Source organism: Streptomyces sp. NPDC034085 (genome assembly GCF_055575555.1).
Map to the genome: position 1 here is coordinate 214,901 of NZ_JBVISL010000003.1, position 19,635 is coordinate 234,535.

At 75.6% G+C, this 19,635-nt stretch carries 20 protein-coding genes; 10 read left to right on the top strand and 10 right to left on the bottom strand.

The window, feature by feature from the left end; genetic code table 11:
- Nucleotides 1-29: 29 nt before the first annotated feature.
- Nucleotides 30-221: a hypothetical protein gene (locus ACZ501_RS11255; protein ID WP_361609414.1), complete on the bottom strand. Its 192-nt coding sequence runs from the start codon at nucleotides 219-221 to the stop codon at nucleotides 30-32.
- A 213-nt stretch (nucleotides 222-434) separates the two neighbouring features.
- Between ACZ501_RS11255 and ACZ501_RS11260 the strand changes: the two genes are divergently transcribed.
- From ACZ501_RS11260 to ACZ501_RS11270, 3 genes are all read left to right on the top strand, one after another.
- Nucleotides 435-1,322 carry an NmrA family NAD(P)-binding protein gene (locus ACZ501_RS11260; protein ID WP_362455185.1) on the top strand — a complete coding sequence of 296 codons (888 nt, stop codon included), beginning with the start codon at nucleotides 435-437 and terminating at the stop codon, nucleotides 1,320-1,322.
- Between the two features lie 120 nt (nucleotides 1,323-1,442).
- A complete protein-coding gene (locus ACZ501_RS11265; RefSeq protein WP_468794282.1) occupies nucleotides 1,443-1,928 on the top strand; it encodes a DUF2975 domain-containing protein in 486 nt (161 codons plus the stop codon).
- Complete coding sequence (locus ACZ501_RS11270; RefSeq protein WP_468794285.1) at nucleotides 1,928-2,212, top strand: helix-turn-helix domain-containing protein; 285 nt, start codon at nucleotides 1,928-1,930, stop codon at nucleotides 2,210-2,212. Before ACZ501_RS11265 ends, ACZ501_RS11270 begins: the two co-directional genes overlap by 1 nt.
- Here the strand turns inward: ACZ501_RS11270 and ACZ501_RS11275 are convergent.
- From ACZ501_RS11275 to ACZ501_RS11285, 3 genes are all read right to left on the bottom strand, one after another.
- Nucleotides 2,164-2,646: an MSMEG_6728 family protein gene (locus ACZ501_RS11275; protein WP_468794288.1), complete on the bottom strand. Its 483-nt coding sequence runs from the start codon at nucleotides 2,644-2,646 to the stop codon at nucleotides 2,164-2,166. The two genes, ACZ501_RS11270 and ACZ501_RS11275, sit on opposite strands and share 49 nt — an antisense overlap.
- Nucleotides 2,647-2,665: 19 nt before the next feature.
- Nucleotides 2,666-3,577, bottom strand: coding sequence for an SDR family oxidoreductase (locus ACZ501_RS11280; RefSeq protein WP_468794291.1), 912 nt, complete (start codon nucleotides 3,575-3,577; stop codon nucleotides 2,666-2,668).
- 101 nt (nucleotides 3,578-3,678) lie between these two features.
- Nucleotides 3,679-4,386, bottom strand: coding sequence for a class I SAM-dependent methyltransferase (locus ACZ501_RS11285; RefSeq protein ID WP_468795469.1), 708 nt, complete (start codon nucleotides 4,384-4,386; stop codon nucleotides 3,679-3,681).
- Between the two features lie 165 nt (nucleotides 4,387-4,551).
- Between ACZ501_RS11285 and ACZ501_RS11290 the strand changes: the two genes are divergently transcribed.
- From ACZ501_RS11290 to ACZ501_RS11305, 4 genes are read left to right on the top strand one after another with little or no spacing between them, the layout of a single operon-like run.
- Nucleotides 4,552-5,724: a polyprenyl synthetase family protein gene (locus ACZ501_RS11290; protein WP_468794294.1), complete on the top strand. Its 1,173-nt coding sequence runs from the start codon at nucleotides 4,552-4,554 to the stop codon at nucleotides 5,722-5,724.
- Nucleotides 5,721-7,304 (top strand): phytoene desaturase family protein, encoded by a 1,584-nt coding sequence (gene crtI / locus ACZ501_RS11295; protein ID WP_468794297.1) that lies wholly within the window; start codon nucleotides 5,721-5,723, stop codon nucleotides 7,302-7,304. The genes ACZ501_RS11290 and crtI overlap by 4 nt, the downstream gene beginning before the upstream one ends.
- Nucleotides 7,301-8,368, top strand: coding sequence for a phytoene/squalene synthase family protein (locus tag ACZ501_RS11300; RefSeq protein WP_468794300.1), 1,068 nt, complete (start codon nucleotides 7,301-7,303; stop codon nucleotides 8,366-8,368). The genes crtI and ACZ501_RS11300 overlap by 4 nt, the downstream gene beginning before the upstream one ends.
- On the top strand, nucleotides 8,365-9,384 hold the full coding sequence (locus ACZ501_RS11305; RefSeq protein WP_468794303.1) for a DUF5914 domain-containing protein: 1,020 nt from the start codon (nucleotides 8,365-8,367) through the stop codon (nucleotides 9,382-9,384). Before ACZ501_RS11300 ends, ACZ501_RS11305 begins: the two co-directional genes overlap by 4 nt.
- A gap of 30 nt (nucleotides 9,385-9,414) precedes the next feature.
- Here the strand turns inward: ACZ501_RS11305 and ACZ501_RS11310 are convergent, their stop codons facing one another.
- Both ACZ501_RS11310 and ACZ501_RS11315 read right to left on the bottom strand, forming a co-directional pair.
- Nucleotides 9,415-10,968, bottom strand: coding sequence for an FAD-dependent oxidoreductase (locus ACZ501_RS11310; RefSeq protein WP_468794306.1), 1,554 nt, complete (start codon nucleotides 10,966-10,968; stop codon nucleotides 9,415-9,417).
- A 24-nt stretch (nucleotides 10,969-10,992) separates the two neighbouring features.
- Nucleotides 10,993-12,171, bottom strand: coding sequence for a lycopene cyclase family protein (locus tag ACZ501_RS11315; RefSeq protein ID WP_468794309.1), 1,179 nt, complete (start codon nucleotides 12,169-12,171; stop codon nucleotides 10,993-10,995).
- Nucleotides 12,172-12,557: 386 nt separating this feature from the next.
- Between ACZ501_RS11315 and ACZ501_RS11320 the strand changes: the two genes are divergently transcribed.
- Both ACZ501_RS11320 and ACZ501_RS11325 read left to right on the top strand, forming a co-directional pair.
- Entirely contained in the window at nucleotides 12,558-13,097 is a 540-nt protein-coding gene (locus tag ACZ501_RS11320) for an ArsR/SmtB family transcription factor (RefSeq protein WP_361610127.1), read from the top strand.
- The gene (locus ACZ501_RS11325; protein ID WP_468794312.1) at nucleotides 13,094-14,380 is read left to right on the top strand and encodes an MFS transporter; all 1,287 of its coding nucleotides are present in this window, start codon (nucleotides 13,094-13,096) and stop codon (nucleotides 14,378-14,380) included. The genes ACZ501_RS11320 and ACZ501_RS11325 overlap by 4 nt, the downstream gene beginning before the upstream one ends.
- A gap of 82 nt (nucleotides 14,381-14,462) precedes the next feature.
- Here ACZ501_RS11325 and ACZ501_RS11330 read toward each other — a convergent pair whose 3' ends face one another.
- Nucleotides 14,463-15,839 carry an oxygenase MpaB family protein gene (locus ACZ501_RS11330; RefSeq protein ID WP_468794316.1) on the bottom strand — a complete coding sequence of 459 codons (1,377 nt, stop codon included), beginning with the start codon at nucleotides 15,837-15,839 and terminating at the stop codon, nucleotides 14,463-14,465.
- Between the two features lie 290 nt (nucleotides 15,840-16,129).
- On the opposite strand from ACZ501_RS11330, the gene ACZ501_RS11335 reads away from it, so the two are divergent.
- Nucleotides 16,130-16,918: a TIGR04222 domain-containing membrane protein gene (locus ACZ501_RS11335; RefSeq protein WP_468794319.1), complete on the top strand. Its 789-nt coding sequence runs from the start codon at nucleotides 16,130-16,132 to the stop codon at nucleotides 16,916-16,918.
- 17 nt (nucleotides 16,919-16,935) lie between these two features.
- Here ACZ501_RS11335 and ACZ501_RS11340 read toward each other — a convergent pair whose 3' ends face one another.
- Genes ACZ501_RS11340 through ACZ501_RS11350 form a run of 3 tightly spaced genes read right to left on the bottom strand, consistent with a single transcriptional unit; the run spans nucleotide 16,936 to nucleotide 19,594 of the window.
- Nucleotides 16,936-17,943, bottom strand: a complete 1,008-nt coding sequence (locus ACZ501_RS11340) for a serine hydrolase domain-containing protein (protein WP_468794322.1) — start codon at nucleotides 17,941-17,943, stop codon at nucleotides 16,936-16,938.
- Nucleotides 17,940-18,878, bottom strand: coding sequence for a DUF6895 family protein (locus tag ACZ501_RS11345; RefSeq protein WP_468794324.1), 939 nt, complete (start codon nucleotides 18,876-18,878; stop codon nucleotides 17,940-17,942). Before ACZ501_RS11345 ends, ACZ501_RS11340 begins: the two co-directional genes overlap by 4 nt.
- Nucleotides 18,875-19,594, bottom strand: a complete 720-nt coding sequence (locus ACZ501_RS11350; protein ID WP_468794326.1) for a hypothetical protein — start codon at nucleotides 19,592-19,594, stop codon at nucleotides 18,875-18,877. Before ACZ501_RS11350 ends, ACZ501_RS11345 begins: the two co-directional genes overlap by 4 nt.
- Nucleotides 19,595-19,635: the final 41 nt, after the last annotated feature.

The following is a 19,635-nucleotide window of genomic DNA, read 5'->3' on the forward strand; positions in this document are numbered from 1 at the left end:
GCCGGGCCCGCCGTCCGCCCCGGCCCGTGTCAGCGCGCATGGTGCTGGACGCCCCGCTGATGCGGAACGCGGTGGGACCGGGCCTTGGCCGGGCGGCGATGGCCGGCTCGTCGCCGGCGCCCCGGGAAGGGGTTGCGCCGGGCCGGTGCGCCGGGGGCGGCGATGAGCAGACCGACAACTGCCAGCACCGCGACAAGGATCAGCACTGCGATGAGGTTCATGTTCCTTCCCTCCGTCGGTTGATGATGGTCTTTCACTACATCTTGTTACCGATGTGGCGGCGCGTAAACACAGAGGGTGACGGCACGTCGGGGAGTGCGGCTGACGAGCCGCCCCAAGCCCGGTGGATTGCCCCCACCGCCCAGGGGTAGGCGCACGGCTGGAGCGCGTGCGGACGTCCGCGCGCGGGCGAAGTCCGTGGAAAGGACGGCTCGATGACCATCGTCGTCACCACACCGACCGGACACGTCGGATCGCGCGCGGTACGGCTCCTGCTCCAAGCCGGCGCCCGACCCCGCGTCCTGGTCCGCGAGCCGGCCCGCCTGGACGAGCACACCCGCGCGCAGGTCGACGTGCACCGGGGGGACCTGACCGACGCCGGGTTCGTCCGGACGGCGCTGGCGGGGGCGCGGACCGTCTTCTGGGTGGATCCCACCCCGCACACGACGGCGGACCCGATCGACGTCTCGCTGTCGACGGCGGCGCCGTTGGTGTCGGCCGCCCGGGCCGGCGACGTCGAGCGCGTGGTGCTGCTGAGCAGCATCGGGGCGGAGAAACGGCACGGGGTCGGCCACATCGACGCCCTGGCCGGGATCGAGGAGGAACTCGACGCCACCGGGGCGGACGTGGTGCACCTGCGGTGCGCGTACTTCTTCACCAATCTGCTGCTCGACCTCGACGGGCTCTCCCGCGGCGTCCTGGCCACGGCGTTCGACCCCGACCACCCGATGCCGTGGGTCGATCCGCGCGATGTGGGGGACGTCGCCGCGGCCCGGCTGCTCTGCGACACCTGGCGGGGGCGGGTCGTGCAGGCTGTGCACGGGCCGGAAGACCTCACCTTCAGGCAGGTCACGCGGATCCTCACCACCGCGCTCGGGCGCACGGTGCGGCTCGAGAGCGTCGGCGACGAGACGGTACGGGAGGCTCTGCGCGCGGCCGGGCTGCCGCCTTCGGCGGTCGAGGCGGTGGTCGGGATGGCCGCCGGATCGCGCGGCCTGGTGCCGGAACAGCCCCGCACCCCCGTCACCACCACGCCCACCCGGCTTGGCGGTTGGGCCCATGCCGAGCTGCGCCCCCTGCTGGAGAAGCGGCGTCCGGCCTGACCGGCCCGGGCGGGGACCAGCGGCCCGCCCGGCTCGCCGAGGGACGGATGGACGGCCACCCCTTGCTCCACCTATCGAGATTCGATAGATTTCCATCGCTGCTCGATGGAAGGATGGGTCATGGGGATGTGGACCGTGCGCGCGCTGCGCGCCGTGCTGGTGGTGGTGCTCGCCGGCACCGCGTTCGTACAGGTGTTGATGGTGTGGGCGCTGGCCACCGATCCGGAGGACGGGTCGCTCCCGCTGACCCCGCTGCGCGTGCTCACGATGCTGGGCATGGTGACGGCGCAGGTCGCCGTGGTCTGCGTATGGCAGTTGGTGGCGATGGTGCGGCGCGGAACCGTGTTCTCCCCCGCCGCCTTCCGGTACGTGGACGTGATGATCGGCGCGATCGTGTCGGCCGCCCTCCTGTGGTTCGCGGTGACGGCCGTCAACGCCCCCGGCCAGCGGGAGGACCCGGGCGTCACCCTCATCATGGGCGGGGTGGGCGTGGCCGTCCTCGGAGTCGCGCTCATCGTGCTCGTCCTGCGGATGCTGCTCGCCCAGGCCGTCGCGCGCGACGTCGAAGCGACGCGGATGCGGGCCGAGTTGGACGAGGTGATCTGATGCCCATCGCCGTGGACATCGACGTGATGCTGGCCCGCAGGAAGATGTCCGTGGGCGAGCTCGCGGACCGCGTGGGGATCACGCCCGCCAACCTGGCGGTGCTCAAGAACGGCCGTGCCAAGGCGGTGCGCTTCGCGACGCTCGCCGCGCTCTGCGAGGTGCTCGAGTGCCAGCCGGGGGACCTGCTGCGCTGGGAGCCCGAGGAGACCGCCGGCCGGGAACCGGAGGCTCTTGCTCAGGGCCGCTCGGAGCCGCTGTCGCGGTCGGACGACGGCCAGAGGTAGGGCAGGTCGTCGGGGACACCCCGGAAGAGGTGGCGGTAGAGGTCCGGGGCCTTGCGCAGCAGCGCGGACTGGTGGCTGCGGTGGAAGGCCGGATCGCCGAGCCAGGGCGGCAGTTCACCCGCTGCGGCGAGCCGGCTCTGCTCCCGTACCTCCGCTGCCGGCCGCCAGGCCAGGTAGTCCCGCATCAGCGTGGCGGCGCAGGTGTCGGAGCGGCCCTCGGCGGTCCAGGCGGCGCAGACGTCCAGGCCGTAGCGCACCAGGGCTTCCTCGTACCCGGCCCACATGCGCACCGCGGGGTGGCGGCGCCATCCGTACGTCGGCACCGTCAGCCCCCGGAAGACCTGCAGGGCCTCGACGCGCTGCTTGCCCAGGCGCCTCGGGTCCAGGACGCCGGCGGATCCGGAGAAGTCCGCGTACGGGAGGAACGTCTGCATGCGGTTCGCCTCCGGGCGGTCAGGGCCGGCCGTCCGGGCCGGCGTCGCGGGCCGTCCGGGCGAGGTGGTCCTCCTCGATGCGTCCGCCCCGCCCCAGGAGACCGGTGCCCTCCAGCGGCGCCTCCCGCAGCAGCCGCGGCAGCTGCCGCCGGGACAGGAGGGTCACCGCCGTGGGGAAGAGCGGCCGGAACGCCTGGGCGAACCGCAGCCACGGCGGCGCGTACACGGACGCGGAACGCCGGTCGACGCCCCGGGCGATCCACGCGGCCACCTGGCCCACCGGATGGATCCGCCGGGCCGGCGGCGGCATGTGGGCCCGCAGCTCGCGCAGGACCGCGTACCGTTCGACGTCGCGGATCATGCTCGTGTCGGTCCAGTGGACGTAGGCGACGCCGACGGACACCCCGCGGTGGGCCAGTTCCGCGCGCAGCGAGTGGGCGAAGGACTCCGCTCCGGCCTTGGACGCGCAGTAGGCGCTCATCATCGGGGCGGCGCCGAAGGCCGCGGTGGACGCGATCTGCAGGAAATAGCCCCGGGTGTCCAGCAGCGCGGGCAGGAAGACGCGGGCGGTGACGGCGCTCCCGATCAGGTTGACCTCGATGACCCGGCGCCAGGTGCGCGGGTCGGACCGCTCGAACGGGCCTCCCTCGGCGATGCCGGCGTTGGCGACCACCACCGAGGGTGCGCCGAGCTCCTGCCGGATCCGGTGGGCGGTCCGCTCCATGGCGCGGTCGTCGGTGACATCGGCCTCGTACACGCGGGCCGGCGTGGGAAGGCCGGCCGCCACGCCGTCGAGGGCGTCGGTGTCCCGTCCGAGCAGGGCGACGCGCATCCCGCGGGCGGCCAGCTCCTGGGCGATCGCCGCGCCCAGCCCGCGCGCGGCCCCCGTCACGACCGCTGTGCGGCCCTCGAGGGGACGGACGTCCACCATGGCTCCTCCTTCGCGCGCGGTCTCTCACAAGGTCTCTTCCGCTCCTCGGCGCAATCCGGATGCGTCCCCGGACGGACGGCGCCTGCGTACGCGGTGGCCGGTCAGGGCCGGGTGGCCACGAACGTGTGGGTGATGCCGGTCTGCCAGCCGGGCTGGGGCAGCGTGCGCACGCCGGTGAACCCGGCGCGGCGCAGCCGGCGGGTGAACGCCCCGGCGGTGTCGAAGTCGAGCACGCTGCGCCACAGGTGGCGGTAGAGCGCCTCGTCGCCGTGACGCCGCCCCCAGGGCAGGACCACGGCGGCCATGACCGCCGACCACACCGCGCGGTCGACGGGACGGCCGCCGAGGGCGTACTCGTGCACGGCCAGCCGGCCGCCGGGGCGCAGCACGTCGCGCACCGCGGCGAGGCCGGCGTCGGGATCGGCCAGGTTCCGGAAGAGGTACGCGGCGAAGACGGCGTCGTACGGACCGGTGACGCCCGCCTCCGCCATGCCCTCGACGGGGGCGTGGACGAAGGTCACCCGGCCGGGCCAGCGCTTGCTCCGGGCCCGGGCCAGCATGCCGGCCGAGGCGTCGACGCCGGTGACGGACGCGCGCGGCGCGGCGCGCAGCAGGGCGGCCGTCGACGCGCCGGTGCCGCAGCCGAGGTCGAGGACGTGCTGGTCCGCTCCGTCCGCGGGCAGGGCGAGGCGGCGCGCCGACCGGCGCAGGTGGCGGTGGTAGCCGGGGCTGGCGGAGGTCATCCGGTCGTACGTGCGTGCCGCGCGGTCGAACGCCCCGGCGAGTTCGGCGTCTTCGAGCAGGCCCATCGTCGGTTCCTCCATGCGTCCTCGATGTCCCCAGTGTCACCCCGCGCGCCCCGGGAGCAGTCCGTTAGGGGGCCGCTCGGCGCAATGCGCGTGCATCCGGAGGCAGAGGCGGTACGGAATGACCCGTGAGCCAAAGACGTCACGCCGCCGGCCAAGGGAGTTCCCATGCGCGTACTCGACCCGCTCGACCCGCTCGACGTCGATGAGGACGTGCCCGCGGCCGTCGAGGCGTGCCTCGGCGAGATCCTGGAACGGCGCCTGGCGGAGGCGCAGGCCACGGACCCCGTCTTCGCGGCCGACATCGCGGCCCGGGTCGTGCGCTTCGCACGGGCGGGCGGCAGGCGGCTGCGCGCGGAGTTCCTGTGGTGGGCGATGCGGGGCTGCGGGGGCGAGGACGCCGAGGCCGGGCGGGCCCTGGGCGCGGGGGCGGCGCTGGAGCTGATCCAGGCCTGTGCGCTGATCCACGACGACGTGATGGACGGATCGTCCCTGCGCAGGGGGCGCCCCGCCCTGCACGTCGTCATGGACGACCAGTACGGGACCGGTGACCGGGAGCTGCCCTGCGGCACGTTCGGCGGCGCGGCCGCCGTGCTGGCCGGCGACCTGGCGCTCGGGTGGGCCGACGACGCGTTCGCGGAGTGCCTGCAGGGGTCGCCGGCGGCCGTGCGGGCGTACGGCGTCTGGCGGCCGATGCGCACGGAGATGGTGGCGGGCCAGTACCTCGACCTGCGCGCCCAGGTCACCGGCACCGGATCGGCCGGTCAGGCGGTCCGTACGGCGGTGCTGAAGACGGCGCTGTACACGGTGGGGCACCCGCTGGCCCTGGGCGCCACGCTGGCGGGTGCGCCGGAGCGCACGGTGGGCCGGCTGCGCGAGGCCGGGCGGTCGGCGGGGCTCGCCTTCCAGCTCCACGACGACCTCCAGGGGACTTTCGGGGAACCGGCGGTGATCGGAAAGCCGGTCGGCGAGGACGTGCGCGAGGGCAAGGCGACCTACGTGCTGGCCGTCGCGCGGGACCTGTGCGCCCGGCGCGGGGACCGGGCCGGCCTGCGGCTCCTGGACGAGGTCGCCGGCGCGCCCGGCGCCGGCGCCCGGGACGTGGCCCGGGTCCTCGACCTGCTGGTGTCGTGCGGCGCCCGCGACCAGGTCACCGAGCGCATCGAGGAGCTGTGCGCCCGCGGCGCCGGGGCGGTCGCGGGCGCCGGTCTCTCGCCGGCGGCCGCCGACCGGATCGGGCTCCTGCTGCGCGGCGCGTGCGGACTCGCCCCCGGCGTCACCCGGACGGCGGGGGCCGTCCGGGACACCGACGCCACGGTGCTGATGGGGGAAGGCCGTTGAAGACGGTGAACGGTCCGACGGACCACGTCGTCGTGGTGGGCGCCGGCCTCGCGGGGCTGGCCGCCGCCCTGCACCTGGCGGGGGCCGGACGGCGGGTGACGGTCGTCGAGCGGGAGGCGGGGCCGGGCGGGCGGGCCGGACGCGTCGACCTCGGCGGCTACCGAGTGGACACCGGGCCGACCGTGCTCACCATGCCCGAGATCCTCGACGAGGCCTTCCGGGCCGTGGGCGACTCCCTGCACGACCGGCTCGACCTCGTCCCGCTCCATCCGGCGTACCGGGCGCTGTTCGCCGACGGCTCCCGCCTCGACGTCCACACCGACGGCGAGGCCATGGAGGCCGAGGTCGCCGCCTTCGCGGGCCCGCGGGAGGCCCTGGGCTACCGCCGGCTGCGCCGTTGGCTGGAGCGGCTCCATGCCGTTCAGATGCGGCGTTTCATCGACACCAACTTCGACTCCCCCGCCCAGCTGCTGCGTCCCGAACTGGCGCGGCTGGCCGCGCTCGGCGGGTTCGGGCGCCTCGACCGGGCGATCGGCGGGTTCCTCCGGGACGAGCGGCTGCGGCGCGTCTTCACCTTCCAGGCCCTGTACGCGGGGGTGGCGCCCTCGCGCGCGCTGGCCGCCTACGCCGTGATCGCCTACATGGACACCGTGGCCGGGGTGTACTTCCCGCGGGGCGGGATGCACGCCGTACCGCAGGCCATGGCCCGCTCGGCGGCGCGGGCGGGGGCCGTGCTCCGCTTCGAGGAGCCGGTGCTGCGGCTGGAGCGGGCGGGGAGCCGGGTGACGGCCGTGGTCACCGCGCACGACCGCATCCCGTGCGACGCGGTCGTCCTCACCCCCGACCTGCCGCTCTCCTACGCGCTCCTGGGACGCGCTCCCCGGCGGGCGCTGCATCTGCGGCACGCCCCGAGCGCGGTGGTGCTGCACGTGGGGACGGACCGTACGTGGCCGCAGCTGGCGCACCACACGCTGTCGTTCGGGTCGTCCTGGGAGGCCACGTTCGACGAACTGATCGGGGGCGGGCGGCTGATGAGCGATCCGTCCCTGCTGATCACCAGGCCGACCGCCACCGATCCGTCGCTGGCGCCGCCGGGCCGCCACCTGCACTACGTCCTCGCGCCGTGCCCCAACACGCGGACGGGGCCCGGGGCGGCCCACTGGGGCGAGCTCGGACCGCGGTACCGCGACAGCCTGGTGCGCGAGCTGGAGCGGCGGGGGCTGGCCGGGCTGGGGGCGTCGATCGAGGCGGAGAGCCTCGTGACGCCGGCGGACTGGACGGCACTCGGACATGCCGCCGGGACGCCCTTCTCGGCCGCCCACACCTTCGGCCAGACCGGGCCGTTCCGGCCGCGGAACCTGGTCCGGGGGACGGAGAACGCCGTCCTGGCCGGCTGCGGCACCACACCGGGGGTCGGGGTGCCCACGGTGCTGCTCTCGGGGAAGCTCGCCGCCGCCCGGGTGACCGGCGGCGTCCACCGCGCCCGCCGCACCGCCCGGCCGGCGGCCCCCGCCCCGGCGCCCGGGAGGGACGCGGCGCCGGCGGGCGAGGGCGTACCGGGCGGGGAGCGCGCGGGATGACGGCCCGGGAGCTGGACGCCGCGGGCATCACCGACCCGTCGCTGCGCGCGGCCTACACGGCCTGTCGGCGGCTGAACGCCCGCCACGGCAAGACGTACTTCCTCGCCACCCGGCTGCTGCCCGTCGACCGGCGCGCGGCCGTGCACGCCCTGTACGGGTTCGCGCGGTACGCCGACGACATCGTGGACGACCTCGGCACGACGGCCACCCCCCGCGACCGCGGCGACGCCCTGGACGCGCTGGAACGGCAGTGGCTGCGCGCCGTCCGGGGCGAACGGGTACCGCAGCCGGTGGTGCGGGCGGCGGCCGACACCAGGGCGCGGTACGGGATCGAGGCGCGCCACTTCTGCGACTTCCTCGCGTCGATGCGCAGCGACCTGTCCGTCGGGGAGTACGCCACGTACGCCGACCTGCGGGGGTACATGCACGGGTCGGCCGCCGTCATCGGCCTGCAGATGGTGCCGGTGCTCGGCACGGTCGTGCCGCGGGCGGAGGCGGAGCCGTACGCGGCGGCCCTCGGGATGGCGTTCCAGCTGACGAACTTCCTCAGGGACGTCGGCGAGGACCTCGACCGGGGACGGGTCTACCTGCCGGCGGACCTGCTGGCCTCGCACGGGGTCGACCGCGACCTGCTCGGGTGGAGCAGGCTGACCGGACGCCGGGACGCCCGGATCACCTCGGCCCTGCGGGCGGCCGCGGCCCTGACGCGGGACGTCTACCGGGCGGCCGAGCCGGGCATCGGCCGGCTGGATCCCGTCTCGGCGCCGTGCGTGCGCACGGCCTTCGTGTTGTACGGGGACATCCTCGGCGCCATCGAGCGGGACGGGTACGCGGTGGTGCACCGGCGGGCCGTCGTGGGCCGTCGGCGGCGGGCCGCCGTGGCCCTGCGGGGCCTGGCCGGCGCCCTCGCGGCGCGCCGCGCGCCGCGTCCGGCCGACCGGGCCGGCGGGCCCCGGTGGTGGACGGGGCGTACGGGGCGCGCGGGAGCGGGGTACGGCGGGGAGCCCGCCGCGCCGGGAGGAGGCGGCGGCCCGACCCGCCGCCGAGGAGAGGACACGGTGTGAGTACCGGAGACAGGCCGGGCCGGCGGAGGCTGGTCCCCCTGCGGCTGCGCCGCGACGCCGTCGCCTGGGAGCGCCAGCGCCCGACGTGGCGGGAGGCCCGGCCGGCGCTGATCGCCGAGGCGCTGGAGCGGGCCGGGGGGCGTCCGTCGGGCAACTGGTACGTCGTCGGCGCCGCCCGGGACCTGACCGGCCGCCGGCCGCTGGGCCGTACGGTGGCGGGCACCGAGGTCGTGCTGTGGCGCGACGAGGAAGGCACGCCGCACGCGGGCCCCGGGGCGTGCCCGCATCTCGGGGCGCCGCTCAAGGACGCCGTGGTGCGGTGCGGAAGGCTGGTCTGCCACTGGCACGGACTGGGCCTCGACGGCGGTCCGTTCGCCGGGTGGGAGCCGTGGCCGGTGTACGACGACGGGGTGCTGGTGTGGGTCCGCCTGGACCGGGTCGGCGGTGAGACGCCGACGGAGCGCCCCGCCGTGCCGGCCCGGCCGCCTCGGGCCGCCGCGCTCGCCGCGGTCTACACGGGGGCCGGCGCGTGCGAGCCGCAGGACGTCGTCGCGAACCGCCTCGACCCGTGGCACGGGGCGTGGCTCCACCCGTACTCGTTCGTGGACCTGGTCGTCCGGGACCACCCGGGGGGCGCCGTGGCGGACGAGGACGACGTGCTGCTGGTGGACGTGTCGTTCAAGGTGGCCGGGCGGATCGTCGTCCCCGTGAGCGCGGCGTTCCACGCGCCGGATCCGCGGACGGTCGTCATGCGGATCGTCGCGGGGGAAGGGGCGGGGTCGGTGGTGGAAACGCATGCGACGCCCCTGACACCGGCGGGTGCCGGGCGTCCGCGGACCGCCGTGGTGGAGGCGATCGTGGCCGGGTCGGACCGGCGCGGGTTCGCGGTGGCGCGGGCGCTCGCGCCGTTGCTGCGCCCCGCGATGCGGGCCGCGGCGGGCCGGCTGTGGCGCGACGACCTCGCGTACGCCGAGCGGCGCCGGCGACTGCGCGCCGAGGGCCGGTTCCCCGGCTGAGCGCCCCCGCCGGCCGGCGTGCGGCGGCCGTCAGCTTTCGCCGAACCGGCGGGCCAGGAGCCGCAGCGGTGCGGAGCGGCCGCGCCGGGGGACGGTCCACAGCGTCTGCCCGCGCAGGCCCCAGCGCCGCAGGTGGGCGTTGGCCGCGAGGAACCCGGTGGTGGCGGCCCGTTCCATGAGCGCCACCGGGAGGTCGGTGCGCACCAGGTCCCCGGCGACGGTGACGGTGGGGTCGGGGGTGTCGACGGTGGGCCGGTCGGCGTGGCCTCCGACGGCGAAGAGGGGGCAGTCGCGGCGCCACTCGTCCCGCCGGTCGACGATGCGCGCGGCGGCCGTCTCCGGGTACACGCGGTGCAGCTGCTCGACGAGGGCGCGGGCGAGTCCCCGCGGGTCCGCGGCCGGGTCCGCGGCATAGGCGTGGAGTTCGAGCACGGCGCCTCCGGTCTTCTCGGCCCAGCGGGCGGCCTCGCCCTCGAAGGCGTTCAGGACGCTGATGTTGTCCAGCGGGCCGTAACCGCTGGTGCCGAGGAAGCCTGGGCGGTGCCGGTCGACCGGGCGGTCGGTCCAGAGCCTGGTCACGAGGAAGGGCGGGGCGGTACGGAGCCTGCCGATCCGGGCGCGCCACGCGGCGTCGCACAGCTCGGGCGAGGCGGCGGTGAGCTCGGTGAGCCCGGCCGTGTCCAGGGCGAGGACCACCGCGTCCGCGTGTTCGACTCCGTCCGGGGTGTGCACGAGGTGCCCGCCCCCGGGGCCGGGTTCGAGGGCCGCCACGGCGGCGCCGGTGCGGATGTCGACGCCGTGGGCGTCGAGACGGCGGGCGAGCGGGTCCCACAGGGCCTGGGGGTAGGGCTCGTCGGGCACGTCGAAGAGGAGGCCCTCGGAGGAGCCGAGGAAGTAGATGTGGAACATGAGGGCGAGTTCGGCGGCGGACAGGTCGCCGGGGTCGGCGAAGAAGCTGCGGGAGAAGACCTCGAAGGCGAGGTGGCGGGCCGCCTCGGGGAAGCGGACGCGGTCGAGGAGTGCGAGGGCGCTGACGTCGTCGTACCGCTGGTAGACCTCGGGGACCCGGACGTCGAGCAGCGGCAGCGCGGCCCGCGGGTTCATCCGGGTGAGGTCCTTGCGGCCGAAGCTCGGACTGAGGAGGGCGAAGCCCAGGGCGCTCCAGGGCGGTGTCCGGGGAACGCGGGCGAAGCTGTCGTACGTTCCCGAGCCGTGCCGCAGGGGGTAGTCGGGCAGCGGGCGGAGCCGCTCGAGTCCCGGGTCGACCCGCCTGAGCAGCCCCCGCAGGTTGTAGTACTGCCGGAAGAAGGCGTGGAACCCGCGGCTCATGGTGACGGTCGACCCGTCGGCGAGTTCCGTGGGCCATCCGGCCAGGCGGCCTCCGAGCGTCCGCTCGCGCTCGTGGAGCGTGACGCGGACGCCCCGTTCGGCGAGGGCCGTCGCGGCGGCGAGGCCCGCGATGCCGCCGCCGATGACCGCGCACCGGCGGGTCGCGCCGTCGCCGGTGGGCCGGCCCGGGGGCGCGGGGAGGACGACGGCCTTGCGGTCGCGGCCGCGGCGGGCGGCGGGGGCGGGGCGGGCCATGGGGGTCTCCTTCGGTGGTGGCGGTCAGCTGCGGCGGCTGAGCAGGGGCATTTCCGCGGCGGTGCGGAGCATGGTGAGCACGGGCGTGCGCAGCCCGATGGCGAACTCCTCGACGGGACGGGTCGTGCCGTCGAGGAAGCGGAGCAGGCGGGTGCAGGGGACCTCGTGGAAGAGGCGGGTGAAGAAGGCGGCGCCGTCGATGCGTCCGGTGTCGAGGCCGCGCAGGAGAACGGCGTCCATGGCGAGGGCCCGAGCCGGGTGAGCCGGCGGAGGCACCGGTGACCGGCCCGCGTGCAGGGCGTCCGCCACGGCCCGGGCCTGCCGCTGGATCGCGGCGAAGGCGTACCCGGTGGAGGGGCGTACGGCTCCGCCCGCCGCGCCGATCCGGAAGACGTGCCGGCCGGCCCGGCGCGCGTAGCGGCCGTCGGTCATAGGGATGACGCCCTGCTCGGCGGCGGTCACGCGGAACGATCCGAGCCCGAGGACCTGTCCGGTGTAGTGGCGCAGGGCCGCGTCGTAGGCGGGGCGGGTGAGCGGCGCGCGACCGAACTCGGTGTACTCGACCAGCGCCTCGTGGCGACTGGTCGGCAGCACGTAGCCGAAGGAGAGCCCGTGCTGCGGCTGGGGGGTGCGGAAGTCCATGAGTTCGACGGTGTCAGGGGTGAGGACCGGGCGGTCGCACCGGACGAACCAGCCGCGGAAGTGCTGGCGGAGCGAGACCCGGGCGGGGGGTGGTGCGGCGGGCGGCCGGGAATCGTAGACCCAGCGGGCGTGGAGCGTGCTGACGGTGCCGTCGGCGGCGCGACAGGTCACCGCGGCGCCGTCCGGGCGGTCGGTGACGGACTCGACGGCGGCTTCGACCCGGTGCAGTGCGGACAGGCGGGGCGCCAGGCCCCTTTCGAACGCGTCCGAGCGGAGCATCTTGTAGCTCAGGTCTCCCCCGAGGTCGTGGACGGGGCCGTCGCCGTCGGGGGCGCGGACGCGGAGCTTGCGCCAGCTCGCCGTGAGGAGGGGGTCGTAGTCACCGGGTCCGGCTTCCCAGTAGCACCAGGTGCGTTCGGGAGGACGGAGCCGGCCGGGCGGCGGGGTGACGAGGAGGACGTCCGGGACCCGGCCGCCGGGCGGCGGGTCGAGCAGCCGCCAGGCCAGCGAGAGGCCGGCGGCGCCGGCGCCGATGATGACGATGTCGCTGCTGCGCCTCATGATCTGGGCTCTCCGTCCGGGAGGGGTCGGGCGGCGGCCGGTCCCGGCCGGCCGCCGACTCGGCGGTGCGACTCAGCTTCTCGCGCGGACCCGCCTCCGGATGCGCTCCGCCCGCGGCCACGCCGCACGCGTCGCGAACCAGGCCCGCGCCGGCGACCGCTCCGCAGCCACCGGTGCCCGGCGTACCCCCCGGCTCCTTGCGCATGCTCAGCGGCGACCGCCCCTGCGGTGACTGACCTTCAGGCGCCTTCCTGTGTGGGCGGGCCGGTCCGGGAGCGTCCCGGCGGGCTCTCCTCCGCCGTGATCCGCCGACCGTGAACGCCTGCCGTGATCCGCGGTCCGAAATTCCCTTGCGCAATGGACAAGAAACGTTGACCATTGGCGGCATGCCTACCGATGATCTTCCCGAGACGTTCCACGTCACCACCGACGAGCAGTTGCGCGCCGTCTCCAGTCTCACGCGCCACCGGATCATGGCCGTGCTCCGCTTCGAGCCCGCGACGATCACGCAGATCGCCGAGCGAGTGGGCCTCGCGAAGGGGAGTTCCAGCTACCACGTACGACTGCTGGAGCGGGCCGGCCTGGTGAAGGTGGTGCGGACGCGGAAGGTCCGCGGGGTCACCGAGCGGTACTACGCGATGGCCGCGCGGGCGATCGTGCTGCCGGATCCGGGCGAGGGAGGGCCGGACGTGCTGATGCGGCACGCGGTGGCGGACCTGGAGGCGGCGCCGGCCGATGGCGAGCGGCACGTACGGATGGCGCATCTGCGGCTCACCGAGGAGCAGTTCGCGGAGCTGGGGGCGCGGCTGGAGGCCTTGGCGGACGAGTACCGGGCGCTGTCCGATCCGTCGCTGCCGGACGCGTCGCTCGTCTTCGCACTCTTCCGCCCGGTATCGCGCCAGCCGGCCGAAGGGGACGCCAAATGACCTACCGCGCAGGCACGTTGCCCCCCGGGTTCGGACGGCTGTGGACGGCGCAGACGGTGTCCTCGCTCGGTGACGGGGTGTCGCACGCCGCGCTGCCGCTGCTCGCCCTGATGCTGACGCGGGATCCGATGGCGCTCGCCGTCGTCACGGCCGCCGGAACGCTGCCGTGGCTGCTCTTCGGGGTGCTCGGCGGTGCGCTGGTGGACCGCTGGGACCGTCGGCGCACGATGTGGATCACGGACGCGGCCCGTGCGGTGCTGCTCGCGGTACCGGCCGCAGCGGCCGCGCTCGACATGCTGAGCATTCCCCTGCTCGCGGCCGTCGCCTTCCTGCTCGGCCTCGGCGGGCTCTTCTTCGACACGGCCGCCACCGCCTACCTGCCGGATCTGCTCGGCCGCGACCCCGCGCTCCTGGAGCGCGCCAACTCCCGCCTGCGCGGCACCCAGACGGCCGCGTCCGGCTTCGCGGGACCGCCCGCGGGCAGTGCCCTGCTCGCGCTCGGGCGGGCGGTTCCGCTGCTCGCCGACGCGGTGTCGTTCGCGCTCTCCGCCCTGCTCGTACGGTCGCTGCCCGCCGCGCCCCGGCCCGTACCGCAGGCCCGGGAGTCGCTGCTGCGGCAGGCGCGGGCCGGCGCCTCGTACGTGTTCCGGGACCGGTTGCTGCTCGGGCTCGCGCTGCGTCCGGCGGTCGGGAACATCGCCTTCGTCGCCGTGGAGACCGTCCTCGCCCTCTTCGCGCACGACCGTCTCGGCACCGACACCTTCGGCTTCGGCCTGCTCCTCACCGCGGAGGCCACCGGCGGCCTGCTCGGCGCGGGCATCGCCTCCTTCCTCGGCCGACGGCTCGGCACCGGGACCGCGCTGACCTGCACGGCCGTGGTCGAGGGACTCGCCGTCCTGGGCCTTGCCGCCGCCCCGAACCCGTACGTCGCCGGCCTCGCGCTCGCCGTCTGCGGTGCGGGCATGGGCGCCACGATGGTGCTCGGCCCCTCCCTCCGGCAGGCGATCGTCCCCGCCCACCTCATGGGCCGGGTCGCCTCCACCTCCCGCATGCTCGCCATGTGCGCCGCCCCCTCCGGGGCCTTCCTCGGCGGCTGGCTGGCCACCGCCTACGACATCCGCACCCCGCTCTACGCCGCCGGCGGCCTCCTCCTCACCATGACCGCCGTCACGTCGGCCATGATCGGCAACCGCCGGGTCGAAGCGGCGCTGCGCGCCGCGGCCCCGCCCGTGGATCCGGACCACCCTGAATCCGCGAATCCCGTTGAGGAGCGTGCCGTTTAGGGATCCGCGGGACCGGTGGGGCAGGACCGAGCCCCAGCCCGGCCCTCGCGGCCGGACGCGGGCCGCCGTCCGCCTCCGGCGCTCAGGCGCGTCCCAGCAGCGCCGTACCGGCGACGGCCTCGCTCCGCGCGGTGAAGAACTGGGCGAACGCGGCGACGAACTCCTCCTCGTCGATCCGCCCGTCCCCATCGGCGTCCAGTTCCCTGAAGCCGTCGTTGAGCTCGGCCGGATGCACCCGCGGCCCGCCGAACAGCGCCCGGTACTCGTCCGGGCCCAGGTACCCGCTCCCATCGGCGTCGGCGGCCCGGAACAGCGCCCGCACCGCCGGCACGAGTCCGTTCTCCAGATACGCCGGGTCCCCGTCCACCCCGGCCAGCATCGCGCCGACGAACTCCGCGCACGTCACGGCGCCGTCCCCGTCGGCGTCAGCGCTCCGGCACAACTGCTGCCACCACCCCTCGAACGCGGCGTACACCACGTCCTCCTGCTCGACGGGCAGTTCGAGCCGCCAGCACATGGTGTGGACCATGGCCTGCAGGTCGGCGGAGTCGACCCGGCCGTTGCCGGTCTGGTCCAGCACCTGGCGGAAGAAGGTCTCCAGCCGGGCCGGGCGGGAGTCGACGCTCCGGGGCCGCGGCAGCCGCGCGGGCGGCGCGCCGCCGGTCTTGGACCGGCGGCGGTAGCGCACCCGGTCCGGGGCGAGGGCCATGGCGTGGCGCAGCCCGTGGTGCAGCGTCCACGACAGTACGGCGCCCGTACGCCCGCGGGACGTCCCGAACCGCTCGTGCCAGGCCGGCGGCAGATCACTGACGGTCAGGGTGGTCAGCGTCCGCGCGATCAGCGCCCGTACCAGCGGCCACCCGGGCCCCAGCCGCGCCAGCCGCCGGGGAACGGGCGCCTCGCGCAGCATCTCGTGGAGCATGTGGCGCGCCACGTCGCCGTACTCCAGCACCTCCCGCACGTGCCGGTCGACGTACGCGGGCACGTCCGCGGCGCTCGCCGGAACCGCCTCACGGGGAATCCCGAGGGCCGCGCACACCTCCAGGAACTCGCCGTACAGCAGGTCGAGTTCCCGTGCCGACAGGGGTTCCCCGGCCAGCTCCCGCATGGCGGTCATGGCCTCGTACAGCGTCACCATCACCCAGCCGCGCACCTCGGGGTCCTCCGCGGAGTACGCCCGCCCGGCCGCGTCGGCCCCCCGGATCCGCCGGTGCGTCCGGGCCAGCCGCGCCACTTCCAGCCGCCGCTCCTCGGGCCCGGCGAAGAACAGCCTGCTTCCGCTCTCCATGGTGTGCTCGATCCGCCGCCAGGGGTGCGCGCGGTAGGTGGAGTAACGGTCCATCCCGGCCGCGACGGCGGGATGCGCGATCTGCAGGACGATCAACCGCCAGGCCACCAGCCCGATCCGCCGCTCGCCGAGCGTCCGCCGCAACAGGGTCTCGACTTCAGGTGACGCCACAGAGGGCACTGGAGACTCCCCACCTCACTAGAGAAACAACATCACCTCCTACAACGCCCCTCCGCGCCGCACCGCCTCGCCCACCACCCTGACGGGCGTCCCCCCGAACACCCGCACGCCCCTCAGGTCACCGCTAGCGCACCACTCGGTAGCCGAGGTGGACGACGCCCCGAAGGTGCCCGCCGCTGTCCCGCGGCCGGCTCTGTTCCTCTTCGCGCACGCTTGCGACATGGTGGACCCCGAGGCGGTCTCCGGTGTCCACCGGCGGTCCGAGGAGGGAGGGGTGGTCCGTGCTCGTGATCGACGCGGTGTCGGCGGGGACCGCATGGCTCCTGTTGCTGCTCGCCGCCGTTCTGCGCCTTCGTCCCGGCGTGCGGCCGCGGCGCGACCCCCAGGGCCGGCGGCTCTCCCCCGTCGAGACGGGCCTGCTGCGCGGCGGCGCGCGGGGTGCGGCGCAGACGGCCCTGGTGGAGCTGTACCTGGGGGGTTCGGTCCGGGCCGGATGGCGGCAGACCGTACGGCCCGGCGAGGCCCGGCTGCCGCATGGCTGCTCCGAGGTGGCCCGCGCCCAATACCACGTGCTGTTCAAGCCCCTGCACCCGCGCCGCCTGGCGGACATCGAGCGGGTCCGGCATGCGGTCCGGGGGGTGTCGGCCGAGCTGGAGCGGGCGCGGCTGGTGGTGTCCCGCCGAAGGGCGTGGGTCGTACGCGGCCTGCTGCTGCCGGTCTTCGCCGCCGCGCCGGTCGGAGCCGCCGCGGGCGGGCAGGCGGCGGTGTGGCTGGTGCTCGGCCTGCTCGCCGACGCGGGCGCGGTGGCCCTGTGGCTGTGGCCCCGGCGCACCCTGCGCGGCGCGGCGCTGCTCACCCGGCTGCGCCGCGACCACGCGGAAGTCCGCCGGGCGACGGAGGACCGGCCGGAGTCTCTGCTGCTCAGCGTCGCCCTGTTCGGCGCCCCGGCACTGCGCGAACAACTCCCCCGGTTCACCGAGGAGAGCGGCCTGCTGACCCGCCCCCCGAAGGAGCCCCCGAACCGGGGCGGCGGCGGCTCGGGCGAAGCGTTCGCCAGCTGCGGGGGCTAGGCCGCGGGGGGCCCGTGTCAGGTGTCGAGTTGCTTCAGGAGCGCGTAGGCCGTCCGTACGAAGCGGCCGTCGGAGCGTGGGCCGGTGTTGGCGAGGGCCGCGACGGCGGTGCCCGACTGGGGGCAGAGGCCGGTGAACGTGGTGAAGCCACGGGTGGCGCCGGAGTGGAAGAGGATGGTCCGGCCGTCGGCCTCGCGCAGGTTCCATGCCAGGCAGAGCCGGTCCTGTGAGCGCGGGACCCGCAGGCGCGGCTGCTGGACGGTGTGCAGAGCGGTGGCCATCGGGGTGTCGGCTGGGGTGAGCAGCGCCTGGAGGTAGCGCAGGAGGTCGGGGCCGGTGGAGCGCACGGCGCCGGCCGCGGGCAGGGCGGGGATCTCGAAGGGCGGCAGGGGCTTGTCCCCGCGGTGGCCGGTGGCCTGGCCGACGGGGGCGGGGCCGCAGGTGGTGGAGGTGAGGCCGAGGGGGCGGCAGAGGTGCTCGGCCAGGAGGGCGGGGTAGTCCGCGCCGGTCGCCTGGGTCAGGGTGTGGCCGAGGAGGGCCATGCCGTAGTTCGAGTAGGCCAGACGGCTGCCCGGGGGCCGGCGGGTCCGGGTGCGTCGCAGGTCGCGGTGGAAGTGCCGGGTGAGGTAGCGGGCGTAGGGATTGGTGAAGTACGTGGGCAGGGCGCGGGCGAGGAGTCCGGGGGGCAGCCGGGGCAGGCCGGAGGTGTGGGTGGCCAGGTGCAGGAGGGTGATCCGGGTGCCGTGCGGCGGAGTGGGCCGATGCTGTGGCGGCAGGTGGGCGTCGATCGGATCGTGCAGGCCGACGCGGCCCTGTGCGGCGAGCTCGGCCAGCAGGAGGGCGGTGAACGTCTTGGTGACGGAGCCGATCTCGTAGGCGGTCTCCGGTGTGTTGGGCCGGCCGCCGTGGGAGAGGCGGCCGTGGCAGTACACGTCGTGCGTTCCGCCACGGGCCACGGCGAGGGTCACGGCGCTCGCACCGGGGGCGGCCTCCACCAGGCCCGTCAGGTCGGGCGTGGGGGTCATGCCGCGCAGCCGGCGGCGCCGAGGGTGCGGGCCAGGGTGATGGTGCCGGCGACGACGGCGACGACCGCGGTGTGCTCGTTGTCCTTGAACGCGGTGTGGGGGTCGTCCGCGACGGGGTCGCCGTCGCGGGGGGTGAGCCCGTCGGGATGCTGGACGGCCGCGAGCCGTTGCCAGGGGTCGGGGCCGCAGACGGGCTCACCGATGCAGGCGTCGACGGCGAGGAGTTCCCCGACGAGGTCGAACTGGCCCACCTCCAGCCAGATGTCGACCCAGGCCGGCAGCCAGTTCCTGAGGTAGTCGGCCATGGGCGCGGGCAGCCCCGCGGGGCGGGCGCCCCAGTCGGTGAGGTGGAAGACGGTGTGGGTGATGTCGTAGCCGGTGCTCCAGTCCACCGCCCACGGCTCCGGGGTGGCGCCCAGCCAGGTCGCCGCGGCGAGTGCCGGCCAGTCGGGCTGCGGGCCGATGCCGATGATCCGGCGGGCGTTAGCAACCGCGAGGCGCCGGTTGGGGACCATCTCCATGGCCGCGGGGGCGCGCAGGGCGGCGTAGTCGGCGAGGAGGCCGTCCAGGAGGCGATGGCGGTGGCCGGCGCGCACGAAGTGGGCGTACAGCTCCATCGGGTCGCTCATGGTGAGGTGGCGCAACTGCCGTTCGTAGAGGAAGTCGCCGTTCTGCAGCTGGTTCCAGCACGAGTCGATCAGGGCGCGTGCCGCCCGGGCGTCGTGGGAGCCGGCGACGCCGTCGCGCAGGACGAGGGACGCGGCCAGCGCTGCTTCGCCCAGCGGCTTGTAGGCGCTGTCGGGATCGGTCAGGTCGGCTGACGCGTCGGGCGCGAGGGTGCCGTAGCCCTGTGCGTGTGCGGTGTGCAGCCAGTGGAGTGCGTGGGAGGACCAGCTCTGGACGGTGCCGAGGTGTTCCGTGGCGGTGGCGGTCATCGTCCCTCCGGATGCGCTTGCACGAGGTGTTCGGCAACGGCCAGGTCCAGGGCCGTACGGGCGCTGTCGCCGCCGACTTGCTTCAGGCGGGTCAGGAGGGGGGCGATTTCCAGCGCGACCGGCGTACGGGTGTGGTGCAGCCAGGCCAGCCAGCGGGTCAGCCGCGCAGCGGTGCGGTAGTCGCGGCGCAGCATGGCCCGGACGGTGCCGCGGGCCACGGCGAGGGGGTGGGCCCGCACCGTCCGGTGGAGGGGGCTGTCGAAGGCGGGCAGCGCCATGGGTGCCAGCCGGGCCGCCGCTGCGGCCAGCTGGCGCCAGCCGTCGGCCTCGGGGGCGGGAGTACGGGCCGGTGGCGGCGGCTCGGGCGGGGCGCCGGCGGTCGGTCCGGCAACGGCGGTGCCGGTACGGGCGGCCAGCGCCTGGGCCGCCCAGTCGTGCCAGGCGGTCACCGGGTCGTCCTCCGGCCGCGGCGGGAAGACCCGGCGGGCCTCGGCGACGGCCTCCGCCGGGGCGTCGTCCCAGGGCAGGGCCCCGGTCAGGTGCGGCGCGAACAGGTCCGCGCCCAGCACGCGCACCGCGGCCAGCTCGGCTCTGGACAGCGGCCAGGACCAGGCGCCGGCGCCCTCGCCGCCCTGAAGGGCGGCGAGGGCCCGGCCCGCCATCCGCTCGACCGCCGCGCCGTACTCGGCGCGCAGCGTCGCATCGGTCATCGACATGCGGGGGTGGTTCTCCTGTCACGGCAGGTACGGCGGAGGGG